Here is a 16,804-nt window from a genome sequence, read left to right on the forward strand (position 1 = left end):
GCTGCGCGCCATAATGGCAATATTCCGCAAAAAATACAGATAATAGATTGGATTGTCACGATTAATATCTCTTGTTCAAATGACGGCCGCTTTATGCCTGCCAACTGCGGCGGAAACCCGCGCCGCAGCTGCAACCGCAGGCTTTACAGCAGCGTACGGCAGAGCGCCATAAATGCAGGCCCTGTGTCCGCGATTCGGCACTTAACTGTCCTCATTGTTATTTATGATGATGTCAGGGAACAGGCATATACCGCACATAGCTGTCGTGCGCTCGTCATCTTTGCTGTTCAGAATGACAGGTTCGCAGACCGCTGGTTTCTGTCATCCGGTGCTCTGATATCCACCTGTTTGTAGTTATGGCTGTAGAGCGGGTTGCTGTTAGGCGGGTAAACAGTGGCCTGTTATGATGCCGCCAACGATAAAAAGTGAAGGTTCTGATGGTTTCCCGTAACGGTAAAAAGACGTCCCGTTCCCCCTCTGCCAAGCGTTCAGCTTCCCGCCGTCCGGCGGCCCGGAATCAAGCCAAAGCCTGGCCACGTTGGCTGGTGTGGCTATTACGACTGATGCTGGTGGGGCTGGTGCTGACTCTGGCCGGGCTGGTGTATCTGGATGCTCAGGTGCGGGCCAAGTTCGATGGTAATAAATGGACGCTGCCGGCCAAGGTGTTTGCCCGGCCGCTGGCGCTGTATCCGGGGCTGCTGCTCAGCCCGGAGCAATTAAAAGCCGAACTGGAATGGGCCGATTACCGTGAACAGGCCGGGGCGGTGCGTCCGGGCAGTTATTACCGCGATGGCGATGACTGGGTGGTTTATCGCCGTGCTTTTCCGTTCTGGGACGGTCAGGAACCGGCGCGCAAGCTGCGGCTGGAATTCGCTCAGGGACGGGTCAGCAACATTGTTGAAGACGGCGACGACCAGGCGCTGGTGCGGCTGGAGCCCCAATACATCGGCGGTATTTTCCCGGCTCATAACGAAGACCGTGAACTGGTTAAGTTGGAGCAGATTCCGCCGGCTTTAGTCGCCGCGCTGATCGTTACCGAAGATAAAGCCTTCTTCGATCATTGGGGCGTATCGTTGCGTGGTATTGCCCGCGCCATGCTGGCCAACGTCAAGGCCGGTGGTTTTGTGCAGGGGGGCTCTACCCTGACCCAGCAGCTGGTGAAGAATTTCTTTTTAACCAGCGAGCGCACTCTGGCGCGTAAGGTTCAGGAAGCCTTAATGGCACTGCTGCTGGAGCTGCATTACAGCAAAGAGCAGATTCTGCAGGCCTATTTAAATGAAGTGTATTTAGGGCAGGCCGGGCGCCGGGCGATTCATGGCTTTGGTCTGGCCTCGCGTTTTTATTTCGGTAAACAGGTGCAGGAGCTGAATACCGCCGAAATCGCCACACTGGTCGGGCTGGTCAAAGGCGCGTCTTATTATAATCCGCGCCGTAACCCGGAACGCTCGAAACAGCGCCGCGACCTGATTCTGGGGTTAATGGCCGAGAACGGCATTATCTCCGATGCCCAGCGCATTCTGGCGCAGGGTCAGCCGCTGGTGACCGCCGATTCGCGCCGCGCCGGTCAGCGTGAATATCCGGCCTTCCTTGAACTGGCCAAAGCGCAGCTGCAGCGTGATTACCGGCTGGAAGATCTGCAAAGCGAAGGTCTGCATATCTTCACCACCCTCGACCCCTGGGCCCAGCATGCGGTAGAGCAGGCGGCCGAACGTCAGCTGGCACAGCTGGAAAGCCGCTCGGCCAAACTCAAAGGTCAGCTCGAAACCGCAGCGGTGATTACCAGCGTCGATGGCGGCGAAGTGCGGGCGTTGCTGGGCTCGCGTCAGGCAGAATTCTTTGGTTTCAACCGCGCTCTGGCCGCCAAACGTGCCATCGGCTCGCTGGCCAAACCGGTGGTGTATTTAACCGCGCTGCAGAGTGGCCGTTACCACTGGGGCACGCCGCTGGAAGATAAGCCGGTGTCGGTATCTGGCCCCGGCGGCCAGTTATGGCAGCCGCAGAATTACGATCACCGCTCCCACGGCGTGGTACCGATGGTCGATGGTCTGGCGCTGTCGCTGAATCAGGCCACCGCCCGTCTGGGCATGAAAGTGGGGCTGAGCAATGTTGCCGCCACCTTCCATAAACTGGGCCTGCAGGCCGAAGTGCCGCCGTATCCGTCGATGCTGTTGGGGGCTATTTCGCTGTCGCCCTATGAAGTCGCTGGCATGTATCAGACCATCGCCTCGCAGGGCTTTGTGATGCCATTGCGTTCCATTGAAGCGGTCACCACCGGACAGGGACAGACGTTATCGTCCTATGCGCTGCGTGGCGACCAGGCCTTCGACCCGGCGATGATGCAATGGCTGCGCTATGGCATGGAACAGGTGGCTGAACGCGGTACCGCACGGCGTTTAACTCAGGTACTTAACGGCCCGCTGGCGGCGAAAACCGGTACCAGTGATGACCAGCGCGATGCCTGGTTTGCCGGTTTCGATAACCGCTATCTCGGCATTATCTGGGTCGGACGCGACGACAACCAGCCGATGCCTTTCGCCGGTTCCAGCGCCGCTCTGCCAATCTGGCTGGATACCTTCCGCACCGTTGGCAGCGAACCATTGTTGCCAGCCTCGGCGTTACGTTCTGCGGCAGTCAATGAACGTGGCGAGCTGGTGGGCGGCGGTTGCCGTGGTACGCTTTATCCTTTTATCAGCAGCCGTTTACCGGCTTCGCTGCCTGACTGTCAGCCGCTTCAGCCTGAACCGGCGCCTGAGGAGAAAAAATCGTGGTTCGACTGGTTGTTCTGAGTGCTGTATCTCTTCTTATTTTTCTGGGTGGGCTGAGCGGCTGTACACCGCTGCCGCCAAAACCGGAACAGCAACAGGCAACGGCCGACGATCTGCCTCAGTGGCAGGACGGTATGCTGGCCTCGCTCAGTCAGGGCGAACATCACCCGGCGGTTGCCAGTTTGTTTGCCAAAGCCGAACAGGCACGCCAGCAACAGCTGTGGCGTAAAGCCATGACTTACCTTGATCAGGCGCGCCAGATTCAGCCGCGCAACCCGGCGGTATTTTATCGTCAGGCCTGGGTCAGCCTGCAGATGGGCGATGCCGTGCGCGCCGAACAGTTACTGCAGCGCGCGCTGGTATTTGCTGGTGGCGACATGGAATTAACCCGGCGTTTGCGTTTGTTAATGGCCGAAGCGCTGGATGCGCAGGGGCGTGGTGCCGAGGCGGATAACCTCAGACGGCAGGCGGCGTTGGGGTAACAGTAAAAGCATACTGTCAGTTATGTCAGTTGTTGGTAATGTCGCGTTATAAGCTCATGCTGTGCCTAAACATCCGGAGCGGATGCCGATAACAGGTTAAAGCCGCAGAGTAAGGACGACTCGCATGGACATTACCACTCCGTTATCGGCTGTCATGCAGGCAGCAAACCTTCCGGCCAGTCAGCAGGCCGACAGCCAGGTGAATGGCCCGGCTGAGCCCTATCCCCTTGAGAACCTGGTTACTCACCATGGCGGCATCAGTGTCGCTGCGCCAACAACGCAGGTGTCTCTGCAGGTCTGGCAGGATGCTCAGCGCTATGTCGGTTACCAGCAGAATGGCGTGGGTTCCGGCAGCCAGCTCAACCTGCTGGATGACAACAAGAACGTCGTGGATTTCACCTCCGATCAGTCGCTGCACTATATGGAAATTTCCAATGCTCAGGGTCTGGCCGATGCCGAGAAAGTCCGTCAGGTTAATGCCGACCTTATCAGCGGCAAGCTGAACCCTGGCCATGATCTGGCGCTGTTCAGTGCCGGTCAGGCCTCGGGCAATATGAAGCTGGAATACGGAGTCGCGGAATATTCACCTTCGATGATGTACAGGCAGGATGCGGTTACTTACGGCCCCCGCCCTAATGACGCTTCCAAAGGGGGCGGCATTGTCACCAACGAATTTAACGCATCTGCGTCCCTGACTCTGCCGAGTGGCAACCGCATCAATCTCGATTTCTCATACAAGGAAGAGCTGCTGGTTGGTAAACCAGGCAGTATTTCTATGGGTGCTTTGGAAACGTTTGAGGAATTTGAAGCGCGGGTTGAAATATGGCGGAGAACAAAACCGGAGTCAGAATCGGATTACCGAAGCCTCGCGATTCAGTATTCATCCGGTAAGCCTCTTTCCGAAGAAGACGCCAAATACATGGATCAGATCAATCAGTACCTGATGAGCATGGCGAAAGTGGCCGGACAAGGTCAGATGAACAATCAGAGTCGCGGGCTCGAGACAGTGCTTAATCAGGTTCAGTCGCTGGGTGTTGATATGAAAATGAACGCCACTTATCAGGGCTATGCTCAGGGCGATACCGAAATAACGTTGTCTTTACTGGGGAGTCAGAGTGAGCTGCGGGTGAAATCAGAACCTGTATTGCCGGTAAATCAGAATCCGGTTGTTGATGAGTTCTGGTAAAGCACCGGCTTGTGGTAATTCCTGTTGTTAATTCTGGCTCAGATGGGGAGAAGGGAAAATTCCCTCCTCTTTTTTTGAACAGACCGATCAGCGCAACCGCTCCGCCCATATCGGCATCACACTGATGCTGATCATGCTTAGCCAAAATAACAGCGGTTCCGGTTGATTCTGGCTGGCTGATATCCAGGCCAGTGCGCCGCAGGCCATAATCAGTTGCGCGGCCAGCCAGATACGGATTTTTGCCAGCTTCCACAGCGCCAGCAGCAGGGCGATTACGGCTGCCGCAGCGATGGTAATCAGCAACGCATCGAGCTGGTTATTACGGCGGCAGAGCTCAAACACCACACATAATGCCAGCAGTACCCGTCCCCAAATCATCCGTGACCACTGATACCCCAGCGCCTGAGCGCCGAGCACAATAATCAATAACGGCAGGGCAGCGTACAGGCTCAGCTGTTGCAGTAATAATGTGGCGTTGGGCGGTAGCTGAAACAGTTCGGCGGCCGCCGCGCAGAGCAGTAACAGGCCCGCAGCAAAACGCGCGGCCGATTCGCCGCGCCATTCTGCTTTTATTCCGTCATTTGGCTGTTGCTGGTTTGGGCGCTGCTGCAGGCACAGCCAGGCGCTGACCAGCAACAGCATTAATGCAGCAAATAACGGATCCATCACAGCGTTGCCATTACCCGATCAGCGGCGGCGATGGTTTCCAGAATATCCTGCTCGCTGTGGGCGATGGACATAAAACCGGCTTCAAAAGAACTTGGCGCCAGGTAAACGCCTTCTTTCAGCATGCCGTGGAAGAACTGATTAAAACGCGCACCATCGCAGTGGTCGGCCACATCGCGGAAGGTGTTTACTTCTTTCAGCCCGGTAAAGAAGAAACCAAACATAGAACCGGCGCTGTTGTGGGTAAACGGAATATTGTGCGCATCGGCAGCGGCCTGCAGGCCGTTCAGCAATAATTGCACACGGGCGTTCAGCTGGTCGTAGAAACCTGGCTTCTGAATGGCTTTCAGCATGGCTAAACCGGCAGCCATCGCCAGCGGATTACCCGACAGTGTACCGGCCTGATAGACAGGGCCCAGCGGTGCCAGATATTCCATAATTTCACGCTTACCACCAAAGGCACCCACCGGCAGACCGCCGCCAATGACTTTTCCCAGACAGGTCATGTCCGGCACGATGCCGTAATATTCCTGAGCGCCGCCCAGTGCTGCGCGGAAACCACTCATGACTTCATCAAAAATCAGCACCACGCCGTGCACGGTACACAGCTCACGCAGACCCTGCAGGAAAGATTTGCTTGGCGGAATACAGTTCATATTGCCGGCCACCGGCTCGATGATCACACAGGCAATTTCGTCGCCCATTTGCGCGAAGCATTCTTTAACGCTGTCGAGATTGTTGTAGTCGAGGGTGATGGTGTTGGCGGCAACGGCGGCCGGCACGCCCGGAGAGGTTGGCACACCTAAGGTCAGCATGCCGGAGCCGGCTTTTACCAGCAGGGAATCGGCGTGGCCGTGGTAGCAGCCTTCGAATTTCACCAGTTTATCGCGGCCGGTAAAACCACGCGCCAGACGAATCGCACTCATGGTGGCTTCGGTGCCGGAGTTCACCATACGCACCATATCCATGGACGGAATCAGTTTGCACACTTCTTCGGCCATTTCGATTTCGATATGGGTCGGTGCGCCAAAGCTCAGGCCTTTATCCATACGGGCGCGTACGGCGTCGAGAATTTCATCGGCGCTGTGGCCCAGAATCATTGGCCCCCAGCTGCCCACGTAATCGATATAGCGGTTGCCGTCGGCGTCAAACACATAAGCGCCTTTTGCATGATCGAAGAAAATCGGGGTGCCGCCCACGCCTTTAAATGCACGCACCGGTGAATTAACTCCGCCGGGAATGTGTTTCTGTGCGGCGGCAAACAGGGCTTCGGACTGGGCGATGGAATAACTCATAGCACTCTCTTTTTACAAGAAGTTAAAACGGACGCACGACCACCAGAATAACAATGGCGATCAGCATGAAGACGGGAATTTCGTTAAACCAGCGGTAAAACACATGGCTGCGCTGGTTGTTATCGTCGCGGAATACTTTTAATAAGTGGCCGCAGTAAAAATGGTAAATCACCAGCAGGGCAACCAGCGTCAGCTTGGCGTGCATCCAGTGGCTGTCGATAAAGTAGTAGCGCGGATTAAATGTCAGCAGCCAGGCGCCCAGCGCCAGCACCACAATCATCGACGGTGTCATAATGCCGCGATACAGCTTGCGTTCCATGATTTTAAAACGCTCACGCGACATCTGATCTTCGGCGCTGGCGTGATAAACAAACAGACGTGGCAGATAAAAAATCGCGGCAAACCAGGTGACGACGGCAACAATGTGAAAGGCTTTTACCCAGAGCATCAACGGCCTCTTGGCTGGTAGTGATAGAAGTGTTCAATGTGTGTGCGTGAGACAATGCCAACACAGCGGCTGGACTGGTCATCGCGATAAACGGCCAGCCATTGTAAGTGATGCTGCTGCATCAGGTCTAAGGCATCCTGCAGATTGGCTTTAAGCGAAATACGCTCAACCTGCTGACGGTCGGCGGGGATGGCAATCAGATCAATATCGTCATCGTTGCGCTCACCGCTTTCTTCTTCCTGTTCTTTACGCAGGCTCAGTGCCTCGGCCACTGCGGCTGGCGGCAGAATAACGTTTTCTTCTTCCAGTAACAGCCACTCCGGTTCGCGTTGCAGGATAAATCCGGCGGCTTCCGGTGACAGCTGACGCGAGGCGGAGACAAAAGATTGTTCCATCGCTTCGGCCACCCAGGTATTGCGCAACATCTGCTGCACCGGGTCGGGCTGCTGATAATTGTGGCCGCCGCCGAGCTGCACTTCGAACACCGATGGCAGACGGAAGATTTCACTCACCACCAGACTGGCAATCACGATGGTCAGCATGCCCGGCATAATAATGTTCGGGTTGGCGCTCAGTTCCAGCAGTGCCACCAGAGCGGCCAGCGGCGCGCGTAATACCGCGCCCATTAAGGCGGCCATACCCAATAATGCATAAAAACCGACAGACACCGGATACTGCGGCAGCCACCAGGCGGATAACTGGCCCAGCAGGCCACCCAATGCGGCACCGATAAATAAGGTCGGGCCGATTAAACCGGCGGGAAAACCCACAGCGGCGGCCCAGGCGGCCAGCACCAGTTTGGCCAGCAGTAAGCCAAACAGGGTTCCCATCACCACCTTGCCGGCCAGGGCATCGTTCACCGTGTCGTAGCCGATCCCCATTACCTGCGGCAGGTACAGGCTGATCGCCACGGTGACGGCGGTCAGCCCGCCCCATTTAAGCCACAGCGGCAGAGGATTCAGGCGCTGAAAAAACCGTACCAGCAGAATAAAACCGCTGGCGACGATGCCGCCAATAATGCCGAGGGCAAGAATATAAGGAATTTCCAGTAGCGAATTCATATCAACGCCGGGCACGGCAAAGGCAGTCTGCGCACCGAATACCGCTTCGCTGACAATGGCACCGGCGACCGAGGCGAGAATAATCGGAATAAAACCGCGGATGTTGTATTCCAGCAGCACCACTTCCATAGCGAAGATGACGCCCGCCATTGGTGTGTTAAACGACGCCGAAATCGCACTGGCGACACCGGCTCCGGCAATAATCCGCAGGCGGTGATGCGCCAGACCAACGCTCTGGCCAATCTGGCTGGCGGTACCGGCACCAAGATGAATGGCCGGCCCTTCGCGCCCAACGCTGTGGCCGCTGATAATGGCGATCACCGCGGCAAACCACTGCAGTACAATATTCGGCTGCGGCAGATAGCCCTGATGCGATTCCATCCGTTGCAGCACATGGGTTACGCCAACGCCGCGGCGCTCGGGTTTAACCAGGTAAAAAATAACGATCAGCAGCAGGCTGCCACCACACAACAGAGCGATACGGGCAGTTTCGCTGAGGTTCTCGAAGTCGTCGGAGTTGGCAACCGGCAGCAGAGTGACAAAGGGAAATTCAATCGCCAGGCGGAACAGGGTGATCACCAGCGCACTGGCTAGGCCCGCCAGCAGGGAGAGTAACGCCAGACCGATCTGGTTATCTGACAAAGAAATCAGGCTGAGCCACTGTTGTCTGAGGCGCTTCACGGTAAACCGGCATCCTTATCCGGTAATGGGCTTACCGGCGTGGTGTCAACGGGGGACAAGAATCAGTATTATACCTGCCTTTCTGTATTTAACCGCTCCCCGTTTTTGCGGGGCGGTCTTCTGACATACGAGGTTTGGCGTGATTAAAGTCGGTATCGTTGGTGGCACCGGATACACCGGTGTAGAACTGCTCAGAATTCTGGTAAACCATCCGGACGTTGAGCTGAAGGTGATCACCTCGCGCAGTGAAGATGGCCTGCCGGTGGCTGATATGTTCCCCAACCTGCGTGGTCATACCGATCTGCGCTTCAGCGTACCTGATGTACAGACGCTGGGTGAGTGCGATGTGGTGTTTTTTGCCACGCCACACGGTGTTGCTCACTCGCTGGCGGAAGAAATTCTGAATACCGGCGCCCGCGTGATCGACCTGTCCGCTGACTTCCGTCTGCAGGACGCAGTTGAGTGGGAAAAATGGTACGGCCAGCCACATGGTGCCAAAGGCATTCTGCCGCAGGCGGTATATGGTCTGCCGGAAGTAAACCGCGCACAAATTAAAGAAGCGCGTCTGATTGCGGTGCCGGGCTGTTACCCAACCTCGGTACAGCTGGGTTTCCTGCCGCTGCTGGAAAATAACCTGTTACCTGAGCAGATGCTGATTGCCGACTGTAAATCCGGCGTCAGTGGTGCCGGTCGTGGTGCCAGCGTGGGTTCGCTGTTGTGCGAAGCCAGCGAATCGATGATGGCCTATGCGGTTAAAGGGCACCGTCATTTACCGGAAATCCGTCAGGGTATGGAACGCGCCGCGGGTAAAGCGGTCAACCTTACCTTTGTTCCGCATCTGACGCCGATGATCCGTGGAATTCATTCTACACTCTATGCTCAGGCTCCGGGGCTGGCAGAAGATCTGCAGGCGTTGTACGAAGCACGTTACGCTAACGAACCCTTCGTTGACGTTATGCCGGCTGGCAGTCACCCTGCAACACGCAGTGTGAAAGGCAGCAACGTCTGTCGTATTGCCGTTCATCATCACGCCCATACCGGTCAGGTGATCGTGTTGTCGGTTATCGACAACCTGGTTAAGGGCGCGTCGGGTCAGGCGGTACAGAACATGAACATCATGTTTGGTCTGGCCGAAGATGCCGGCCTGAAACAGGTTGCCCTGTTGCCCTGATATATACATAAACCAATAAGGACACACGCATGGCGGTAGTAAAAGGTAGCCAACAAGATCAGCTGATTATTCGACAGTACCGGCCGTGGGAGCGCTTCCGTCGCACCCTGTATATGGTGCTGTTTATTGTGGCGGTGGGTGTTGGTGGTTACTTTGGTGGTGTTTATGACAGCATGAGCAGCATTCAGCAGCTGACCACCGCCCGTGATACGTTACAGTCGGCGCTGCAGGATGCTGAGCGTACCATTACCAATCTGACCCAGCGTGTGGGTGTTCTGGAGAAAGGTGGCCAGGTTGACCGTAAGGCCACCGAAGGTATCCGTCAGACGGTTAAAGAGCTGAAAGCGCAGATATCCACCCTTGAAGAGGAAGTGGCTTTCTATAAAGGCATCATGGCACCGAGTGCCAATGATAAAGGCCTGCGCATCAGTAAAGTTGAGATTCAGCCGCAGGAAGGTGCCGAAACCTTCCGCTACTCCATCATGATGACTCAGGTTGCCGACAACAGCTCTTATATTTCCGGGCTGGCGGCGGTGAATTTTGTCGGTATGCAGGGCGCGGAAAAAGTTATCCTGCCGTTACGTGATCTCGACAGTAATGTGACCGATCTGGGCGTAAAGTTCAGGTTCCGTTATTTTCAGGAAGTAGCAGGTGATCTCAGATTACCGGCTGGTTTCGTGCCGCAACAGGTGCAGGTTGTTCTGCAATCCACCGGCGGTAAAGCACAGCGCGTCGAACAAACCATCGACTGGCCCCAATAAGGAGAGGCTTAATGTTCAGCAGTAAAGACAAGGGCAGCAACACTCATTACGACACCCTGATTTCTGTTAAAACCGAAATCACCGGTGATGTGAAGTTCACCGGCGGCCTGCACATCGATGGTGTGATCAAAGGTAATCTGCTGGCTGAAGCTGGCAGCGGTGCTACGGTGCGCATCAGTGATAAAGGCCGTGTGGAAGGTCAGATCACAGCGCCGAAGATCATCATCAATGGCCGTGTGATCGGTGACGTGCACGCCAGTGAACACATTGAGCTGGCGAAGAAAGCTCAGGTAACCGGTGACGTTTACTACCCGGCCATGGAAATGGTGCTGGGTGCTGAGGTGAACGGCAAGCTGCACCATCAGGCGAAAGGCGACAGCCGCAAGAAGCCTGAACCGGTAGCGGTGGTTGCTACGCCTGAGGTTAAAGTTGACTAAATTAGTCGGAAAAACCGATAATTTGCCGATATTCAGCAAGCCGGAATCATTATGAGTGCAGTACAACAGGCCAGCCCGATCGAACTCAGCCAGGCAGCACAGGAGAAAATCCGTGAGTTGCTGCTGGAAGAGGCAGACGACGAACTCTGTTTAAGGGTTTTCGTTACCGGCGGTGGCTGCTCCGGCTTTCAGTATGGGTTTACCTTTGACGATGAACGCGCCGAAGACGATACGCTGATCAGTATGGATGGTGTGCGTGTGCTGGTGGACCCGCTCAGTTACGGTTATCTGGTTGGCTCGGTACTGGATTACAAAGAAGGGCTGGAAGGTTCACGCTTTATGGTGAATAACCCCGGCGCTTCATCCACCTGCGGCTGTGGATCGTCGTTCTCCATCTGATAAGGATTGCCCGATGGCCCTTTCCCGCGTTGTTTTACTCTCTTCTCTGTTGCTGGCGCAGCCTGCTTTGGCGGCACTGGTGCCGCTGACGGAAGATGAACCAGCCAATGCGGTTTCTCCTGCTGTCGCCGATGCCGTGGTTTTACCTCAGGAAGGTATCGCTCCGTCCGGTGAGCAGGGCTTGCAGCCCGGCAGTAAAATTCAGGCGGTGGTGAAGTTGCACACCGCAGAAGAGCTGCAGGCCTTACTGACCCGCGCTGAAGAACTCTCCCGCAGTGTCGACTATCGCAATAACGAACCGGTCAGACTGGTACTGAGCGGTGATGAAATCGCCATCTTCGTGCGCAGCAGTTATCGCGGCAACAAGGCGCTGGTTGATCTGGCGGCCCGTCTTGATGCCTTTAACGTTGTCGAGCTGAAGGTGTGCCAGAACTGGATGGCGCGTAACAAAGTCGAAACTGCAGACCTGCCGGCTTTTCTTGATCCGGTGACCAACGGTGCAGAAGAAGTGACGCGTATGCAACTCGAAGGCTACGTCAGCTTCTGATGCTTCCCTCCGCGTATGCCACCGGTATGCGCGATCAGCTCCTTGATGCTATGTTGTGCTGACGGAATTGCCCCAGCCGCGTTCAGGAGCCAGACATGAAATCCCTCTTTTTTGTTTTGTTAACCTTACTTTTTCTGCCAGCACAGGCTGAAAGTGTGGGTGTTATCAGCGTGAGTGTCGGCGAGGTCAGTTGGTATCGTGCAGGTAATGAATTACAGCTGCAGCGCGGTGATGCGGTAGAGCAGGGGGATAAAGTATCCACTGGCCGCAATGCCCGTCTGGTGCTGAAAATGAATGAAGGCAGCGTGATTACCCTCGGAGCCGACACCAGCGTTCAGCTCAGTGAGTGGCAGTATGCGGCGGGTAGTGACAGCAATTCAGCGCATCTGGAGTTTGTAGAAGGGGCCTTCCGTTTTATTACCGGCTTAATAACCCGTCAGGCCGATCCGCAGCTGACGGTCACCACGCCAGCAGCCACTATCGGCATCCGTGGCACCGATTTCTGGGGTGGTTATCTGCAGCCGGATGCACTGGATGTCATCATGCTGGAAGGCGAGCATAAACTGGAAATCCGCAATGACGCCGGGGTGGTGTTTATTAATGAACCGGGTTTTGGTGTGTCTGTAGTGGCTGGTGAGTCACCACGCCAACCCCTGAAGTGGGGCGAAGAGAAAGTACAGCGGGCGGTTCGCAGCGTCAGCCTGCCCTGAGCCGCCCGACGTATCAGGCGGGATAAATCCCGCCCAGAATACGTTCACCACTGGCGCCGGTAACGGCCGGCGCATTACCGCTTAAGCCTTCCAGCGTGCGTTGCGCCAGCCAGGCGAATGCCATGGCTTCCATCCAGTCAGGGTCTATGCCGCGTTTGGCACTGCTCTGCACCTGCAGTTGCGGCAACACCTGTTGCAGGCGCTGCATCAGATAATGGTTATGTACACCGCCACCACATACCAGCAACTCACCTGTGGAATGACCAAATTGCCTGATCGCCAGTGCGATACTCTGCACGCTCAGTTCGGTCAGTGTGCTCAGCACATCCTGCGGATCTTCATGGCTCAGGTCGCCCAGATGCTCCAGACGGAACAGTTCACGACCGGTACTTTTCGGCGGTGGTAGCTGAAAGTAGGGCTGGCTCAGCCAGTCTTCCAGCAAGTAGTTAATGATGTTGCCGTTGGCCGCAAGCTGGCCACGGTCATCGCGCTGGCAACCAAAATATTGCTGGCACCATTCATCCAGCAGCGCATTACCCGGACCAGTGTCGAAGCCCATCATGCTGTCGGGCTGGCTGTCGGTTGGCAGTACGGAAAGATTGGCAATACCGCCGATATTCAGCACCTGCACATTGCGGCCAAAACAATGCTGATGGAAAGCCGGAACCAGCGGAGCGCCCTGACCGCCAGCGGCGATGTCACGGCGGCGGAAGTCGGCAATGCAGCAAATGCCGGTATGCTCAGCAATCCAGCTCGGGTCATCCAGCTGCCAGCTGAAACCATCCGGCTGACTGCGGTGGCGCAGGGTATGTCCATGGGAGCCGATAGCACGGATATCGGCAGCACTGAGGCTGTTACGCTGCAGTAATTGCATCACTGCTTCGGTTGATAAGGCCGCAATACGGCGTTCGAGCAGCGCAATACTGTTGATATCAGCTTCGCGGGCAACGGCGAGGGTACGCAGCTGCTGGCGGAAAGCAGCATCATAAGGCAGGCAGAGCGCATCCAGTAAGCGCGGAGCGCCCTGGGCAAAATCGACCAGAGCGGCGTCCATTCCATCGGCACTGGTGCCGGACATCAGGCCGATATAAAGGGTCACTGAAACGCTCCGATACGGTTATCTTCGTTTTCGTTATAGCTGTTCAGCCAGCTAACCATGCTCTGGGATTTCTGGCGGAACGCGGCTTTTTCCTGAGACGGAATAGAGTCAGCCTTTGGCAACTTAACCCGTAATGAATCACGGTGCACACCGTCAACGCGGAATTCGTAGTGCAGGTGCGGGCCGGTTGCCAGACCAGTGCTGCCGACATAACCGATCACCTGACCCTGCTTGATGCTGCGGCCAACCCGGGCGCTGCGGTTAAACTTACTCAGATGTGCATATAACGTTTGATAGCGCGATCCATGCTGGATAATCACACAGTTACCAAAACCACCTTTGCGCCCGGCGAACACAACTTTACCGTCGCCAGCCGCTTTAATCGGAGTGCCGGTTGGTGCCGCGTAGTCGGTCCCTTTGTGGGCGCGCAGGGTATTCAGTACGGGATGTTTACGGTTCAGGTTAAAGCGTGAGCTGATTCGGGCGAAATCAATCGGGTTACGCAAAAAGGCTTTGCGCATACTCTGACCTTCCGGCGTGTAGTAGTTGGCGTAGCCGTTTTTATCTTCATAGCGCACGGCCGTAAGCTCACGTCCCTGATTGGTAAAGCGCGCAATCAGAATATTGCCGTTGCCGATTTTTTCACCGTCGAGGAACACCTCGTCATAAATCAGACTGAAGCGGTCGCCCTGGCGGATATCCAGAGCGAAGTCGATATCCCAGCCAAAGATCGCGGCGAGTTCAATCAGAATCTGTTCGGGAATATCGGCACGGGAGCCATCAAGAAACAGTGAATTTTCAATGGAGGTACCGACAAAGCGTGGGCGGTAATCGGCATGACGCTCTGCCAGTTCGTATTTCAGACTGCCATCGGTGGTGCGCTCAAAGGTATGACGGGCAAGAGGAGATAATTCAATCTGGAATTGCTGTATATGGTTATCCTGCGAGCGCACCCAGTGCAGTGTCTGGCCGGGTTTAAGCTGGATAGCTTCCTTTGGCGCGACGGCGGCAATTTCAATAACATCGGCGGCGCTGAGGTTATGGCGACTGAACAGAATGGACAGGTTATCGCCGGGGCGTACCGTGGTTTCTTCCCAGTTGAGTGCTGCTGCTTCAGCCTCTGGTTCAGCCGGCGTGTCCGGCATTTCAATAATATAGCGGGTCTGTTGCAGATTCTTTTCTGGTGCCTGAGGCCAGAACAACAACATCAGCAACACAACCAGAGCGGTCAGAACACCGAGTAAGTGAGTCAGAGGGAAATACTGCAGGCGTCCCGACAAGGCCATAGCGATCTGGTCGTCCTTATTCTGTAAATGATTGAATGCTTCACAAGTGTAAACAATTCGCCGGCATTTTACCCAGCGAACTTGATTTTGCACATTGATCAGGTATGTTCACCAACCTTTCTAATACCGACACAATTCAGAGTGCTCCCATGACAGCTGCATTATTAGACGATTTAAAAGCACGCGGTCTGATTAATCAGGCGACGGCGGATGAGGAACTGACCAAACATCTGGAATCTGGTTCCATCACCCTGTATTGCGGCTTTGATCCGACGGCTGACAGTCTGCATCTTGGGCACCTGGTTCCGCTGCTGGTATTGACCCGCTTTCAGAATGCCGGACACAAGCCGATTGCACTGGTGGGCGGAGCAACGGGTCTGATTGGTGATCCGAGCTTTAAAGCCGCCGAGCGTCAGCTGAACACCGCCGATGTGGTTGCCGGTTGGGCCGATAAGATCCGCCAGCAGGTCAGTCAGTTCATTAAATTTGATGGCATCGACAACGCCGCTACCGTGGTGAATAACCTCGACTGGGCCGGACAGATGAACGTGCTCGATTTCCTGCGTGATGTCGGTAAACACTTCTCTGTTAACGCCATGATTAACAAAGAATCGGTACAGCAGCGTCTGAACCGTGAAGGTGCCGGTATTTCCTTTACCGAGTTTTCCTACGCACTGCTGCAGGGGATGGACTTTGCAGAACTGAACCGTCGTCATGGCTGTACGCTGCAGATTGGCGGTTCGGATCAGTGGGGCAACATCGTTGGTGGTATTGATCTGGCGCGTCGCCAGAATGGTGCACAGACGTTTGGCCTGACCGTACCGCTGGTAACCAAATCCGACGGCACTAAATTCGGTAAAACCGAATCCGGCGCCGTATGGCTGGACCCGGCGAAGACCTCGCCATACAGCTTCTATCAGTTCTGGATGAATACCGCCGATGCCGACGTGTATAAGTTTATGCGCTACTTCACCTTTATGTCAGTAGAACGTATTGCTGAAATCGAAGCGCACGACGCCACCATCGAAGGCCGTAAAACAGCGCAGCCAATTCTGGCAGAAGAAGTGACCCGCCTGGTACATGGCGAAGAAGCTCTGCAGTCTGCACGCCGTATTACCGAAGCGCTGTTCTCCGGTGATATCGCCCAGCTGTCAGAAGCCGAGCTGGAACAAATTAAACTGGATGGTCTGCCATCAAGCGATCTGCAGCTGGCTGGCCTGTCTGAGGTTCCGATGACCACGCTGTTTACCGACAGCGGTATGGTTAAAGCCGGCCGTGAAGTAAAAGATGCCCTGGGCCGCAATGCCATCTTCATTAATGGCGTTGCCCAGGGTGCGGAAGACAACATGAAAACTGCCGAAGCGTTCAGTGCGGAAAAGGCACTTTATGGCCGTTTCTTTCTGGTTAAACTCGGCAAGAAAAAGTACCACCTGTTCGAGATTGCAAAATAGTTTGAAGAAAGAGTTGACGGCGCATCCGGGATCTCTATAATGCGCCGCTCCTGAGTTGAGACGGATTCGAAAGAGTTCGAAAAACAAAGGAAAAACAAGGGGTTGACAGAAAGTTAAACGACTTTATAATGCGCCCCGCTCTGAACGACACGGCTTAGCCTGACGATCAGAAAGACGGAAAAAAGTGGTTGACATTGAGAAGTGAATCTTTAAAATGCGCAGCCCGCTTCGAGAGAAACGAGGCGACGTTCTTTAACAATGTATTTAGACAATTACGTGTGGGTGCTTACTGAGACGCTCTGGAGACAAAGCATTATCAAGTAAGAACTCGTCGATAATTCATTTATGAAGCAAAGACA

At 55.2% G+C, this 16,804-nt stretch carries 16 protein-coding genes; 10 read left to right on the forward strand and 6 right to left on the reverse strand.

Features of this window, described 5'->3' with window-relative positions:
* Positions 1 to 437 precede the first annotated feature (437 nt).
* The 3 genes from mrcB (at position 438) to HUF18_RS05850 (ending at position 4,433) form a co-directional block, all read left to right on the forward strand.
* Entirely contained in the window at positions 438 to 2,786 is a 2,349-nt protein-coding gene (mrcB, locus tag HUF18_RS05840; RefSeq protein WP_225691475.1) for a penicillin-binding protein 1B, read from the forward strand.
* A complete protein-coding gene (locus tag HUF18_RS05845) occupies positions 2,765 to 3,247 on the forward strand; it encodes a tetratricopeptide repeat protein (RefSeq protein ID WP_225691476.1) in 483 nt (160 codons plus the stop codon). Before mrcB ends, HUF18_RS05845 begins: the two co-directional genes overlap by 22 nt.
* A 124-nt stretch (positions 3,248 to 3,371) precedes the next feature.
* On the forward strand, positions 3,372 to 4,433 hold the full coding sequence (locus HUF18_RS05850; RefSeq protein ID WP_225691477.1) for a hypothetical protein: 1,062 nt from the start codon (positions 3,372 to 3,374) through the stop codon (positions 4,431 to 4,433).
* Between the two features lie 87 nt (positions 4,434 to 4,520).
* Here the strand turns inward: HUF18_RS05850 and HUF18_RS05855 are convergent, their stop codons facing one another.
* From HUF18_RS05855 to HUF18_RS05870, 4 genes are read right to left on the reverse strand one after another with little or no spacing between them, the layout of a single operon-like run.
* Complete coding sequence (locus HUF18_RS05855; RefSeq protein ID WP_225691478.1) at positions 4,521 to 5,102, reverse strand: hypothetical protein; 582 nt, start codon at positions 5,100 to 5,102, stop codon at positions 4,521 to 4,523.
* Complete coding sequence (gene hemL / locus HUF18_RS05860) at positions 5,099 to 6,394, reverse strand: glutamate-1-semialdehyde 2,1-aminomutase (RefSeq protein WP_222428489.1); 1,296 nt, start codon at positions 6,392 to 6,394, stop codon at positions 5,099 to 5,101. The genes HUF18_RS05855 and hemL overlap by 4 nt, the downstream gene beginning before the upstream one ends.
* 22 nt (positions 6,395 to 6,416) lie before the next feature.
* Positions 6,417 to 6,842, reverse strand: coding sequence for a protoporphyrinogen oxidase HemJ (gene hemJ / locus HUF18_RS05865; protein ID WP_225691479.1), 426 nt, complete (start codon positions 6,840 to 6,842; stop codon positions 6,417 to 6,419).
* On the reverse strand, positions 6,842 to 8,584 hold the full coding sequence (locus tag HUF18_RS05870; protein ID WP_225691480.1) for a chloride channel protein: 1,743 nt from the start codon (positions 8,582 to 8,584) through the stop codon (positions 6,842 to 6,844). Before HUF18_RS05870 ends, hemJ begins: the two co-directional genes overlap by 1 nt.
* A gap of 139 nt (positions 8,585 to 8,723) precedes the next feature.
* On the opposite strand from HUF18_RS05870, the gene argC reads away from it, so the two are divergent.
* The 6 genes from argC to HUF18_RS05900 all read left to right on the forward strand — a co-directional run bounded on the left by argC (position 8,724) and on the right by HUF18_RS05900 (position 12,609).
* Positions 8,724 to 9,755 carry an N-acetyl-gamma-glutamyl-phosphate reductase gene (gene argC, locus HUF18_RS05875; RefSeq protein ID WP_145466821.1) on the forward strand — a complete coding sequence of 344 codons (1,032 nt, stop codon included), beginning with the start codon at positions 8,724 to 8,726 and terminating at the stop codon, positions 9,753 to 9,755.
* A gap of 29 nt (positions 9,756 to 9,784) precedes the next feature.
* Positions 9,785 to 10,516, forward strand: coding sequence for a DUF6776 family protein (locus HUF18_RS05880; protein ID WP_225691481.1), 732 nt, complete (start codon positions 9,785 to 9,787; stop codon positions 10,514 to 10,516).
* Between the two features lie 11 nt (positions 10,517 to 10,527).
* Positions 10,528 to 10,953 carry a bactofilin family protein gene (locus HUF18_RS05885; RefSeq protein WP_225691482.1) on the forward strand — a complete coding sequence of 142 codons (426 nt, stop codon included), beginning with the start codon at positions 10,528 to 10,530 and terminating at the stop codon, positions 10,951 to 10,953.
* A 51-nt stretch (positions 10,954 to 11,004) separates the two neighbouring features.
* Entirely contained in the window at positions 11,005 to 11,352 is a 348-nt protein-coding gene (gene erpA, locus HUF18_RS05890) for an iron-sulfur cluster insertion protein ErpA (protein WP_145466816.1), read from the forward strand.
* A gap of 13 nt (positions 11,353 to 11,365) precedes the next feature.
* Positions 11,366 to 11,899 carry a DsrE family protein gene (locus HUF18_RS05895; RefSeq protein ID WP_225691483.1) on the forward strand — a complete coding sequence of 178 codons (534 nt, stop codon included), beginning with the start codon at positions 11,366 to 11,368 and terminating at the stop codon, positions 11,897 to 11,899.
* Between the two features lie 95 nt (positions 11,900 to 11,994).
* Positions 11,995 to 12,609 (forward strand): FecR family protein, encoded by a 615-nt coding sequence (locus HUF18_RS05900; RefSeq protein WP_225691484.1) that lies wholly within the window; start codon positions 11,995 to 11,997, stop codon positions 12,607 to 12,609.
* A 13-nt stretch (positions 12,610 to 12,622) separates the two neighbouring features.
* Here HUF18_RS05900 and HUF18_RS05905 read toward each other — a convergent pair whose 3' ends face one another.
* Both HUF18_RS05905 and HUF18_RS05910 read right to left on the reverse strand, forming a co-directional pair.
* Positions 12,623 to 13,708, reverse strand: coding sequence for an anhydro-N-acetylmuramic acid kinase (locus HUF18_RS05905; protein ID WP_225691485.1), 1,086 nt, complete (start codon positions 13,706 to 13,708; stop codon positions 12,623 to 12,625).
* Positions 13,705 to 14,994, reverse strand: a complete 1,290-nt coding sequence (locus tag HUF18_RS05910; protein WP_225691486.1) for a peptidoglycan DD-metalloendopeptidase family protein — start codon at positions 14,992 to 14,994, stop codon at positions 13,705 to 13,707. The genes HUF18_RS05905 and HUF18_RS05910 overlap by 4 nt, the downstream gene beginning before the upstream one ends.
* A 149-nt stretch (positions 14,995 to 15,143) precedes the next feature.
* On the opposite strand from HUF18_RS05910, the gene tyrS reads away from it, so the two are divergent.
* A complete protein-coding gene (tyrS, locus tag HUF18_RS05915; RefSeq protein ID WP_225691487.1) occupies positions 15,144 to 16,445 on the forward strand; it encodes a tyrosine--tRNA ligase in 1,302 nt (433 codons plus the stop codon).
* Positions 16,446 to 16,804: the final 359 nt, after the last annotated feature.

Source organism: Thalassolituus sp. ST750PaO-4 (genome assembly GCF_020320405.1).
Taxonomy (GTDB): domain Bacteria; phylum Pseudomonadota; class Gammaproteobacteria; order Pseudomonadales; family Oceanobacteraceae; genus Venatoribacter; species Venatoribacter alkanivorans.

Excerpts from the sequence above, each read along its gene's own strand:
- mrcB (WP_225691475.1), top strand. The coding sequence starts at position 438 with ATGGTTTCCCGTAACGGTAAAAAGACGTCCCGTTCCCCCTCTGCCAAG.
- HUF18_RS05850 (WP_225691477.1), top strand. The coding sequence starts at position 3,372 with ATGGACATTACCACTCCGTTATCGGCTGTCATGCAGGCAGCAAACCTT.
- hemL (WP_222428489.1), bottom strand. The coding sequence starts at position 6,394 with ATGAGTTATTCCATCGCCCAGTCCGAAGCCCTGTTTGCCGCCGCACAG.
- hemJ (WP_225691479.1), bottom strand. The coding sequence starts at position 6,842 with ATGCTCTGGGTAAAAGCCTTTCACATTGTTGCCGTCGTCACCTGGTTT.
- HUF18_RS05880 (WP_225691481.1), top strand. The coding sequence starts at position 9,785 with ATGGCGGTAGTAAAAGGTAGCCAACAAGATCAGCTGATTATTCGACAG.
- HUF18_RS05885 (WP_225691482.1), top strand. The coding sequence starts at position 10,528 with ATGTTCAGCAGTAAAGACAAGGGCAGCAACACTCATTACGACACCCTG.
- erpA (WP_145466816.1), top strand. The coding sequence starts at position 11,005 with ATGAGTGCAGTACAACAGGCCAGCCCGATCGAACTCAGCCAGGCAGCA.
- HUF18_RS05895 (WP_225691483.1), top strand. The coding sequence starts at position 11,366 with ATGGCCCTTTCCCGCGTTGTTTTACTCTCTTCTCTGTTGCTGGCGCAG.
- HUF18_RS05900 (WP_225691484.1), top strand. The coding sequence starts at position 11,995 with ATGAAATCCCTCTTTTTTGTTTTGTTAACCTTACTTTTTCTGCCAGCA.
- HUF18_RS05910 (WP_225691486.1), bottom strand. The coding sequence starts at position 14,994 with ATGGCCTTGTCGGGACGCCTGCAGTATTTCCCTCTGACTCACTTACTC.
- tyrS (WP_225691487.1), top strand. The coding sequence starts at position 15,144 with ATGACAGCTGCATTATTAGACGATTTAAAAGCACGCGGTCTGATTAAT.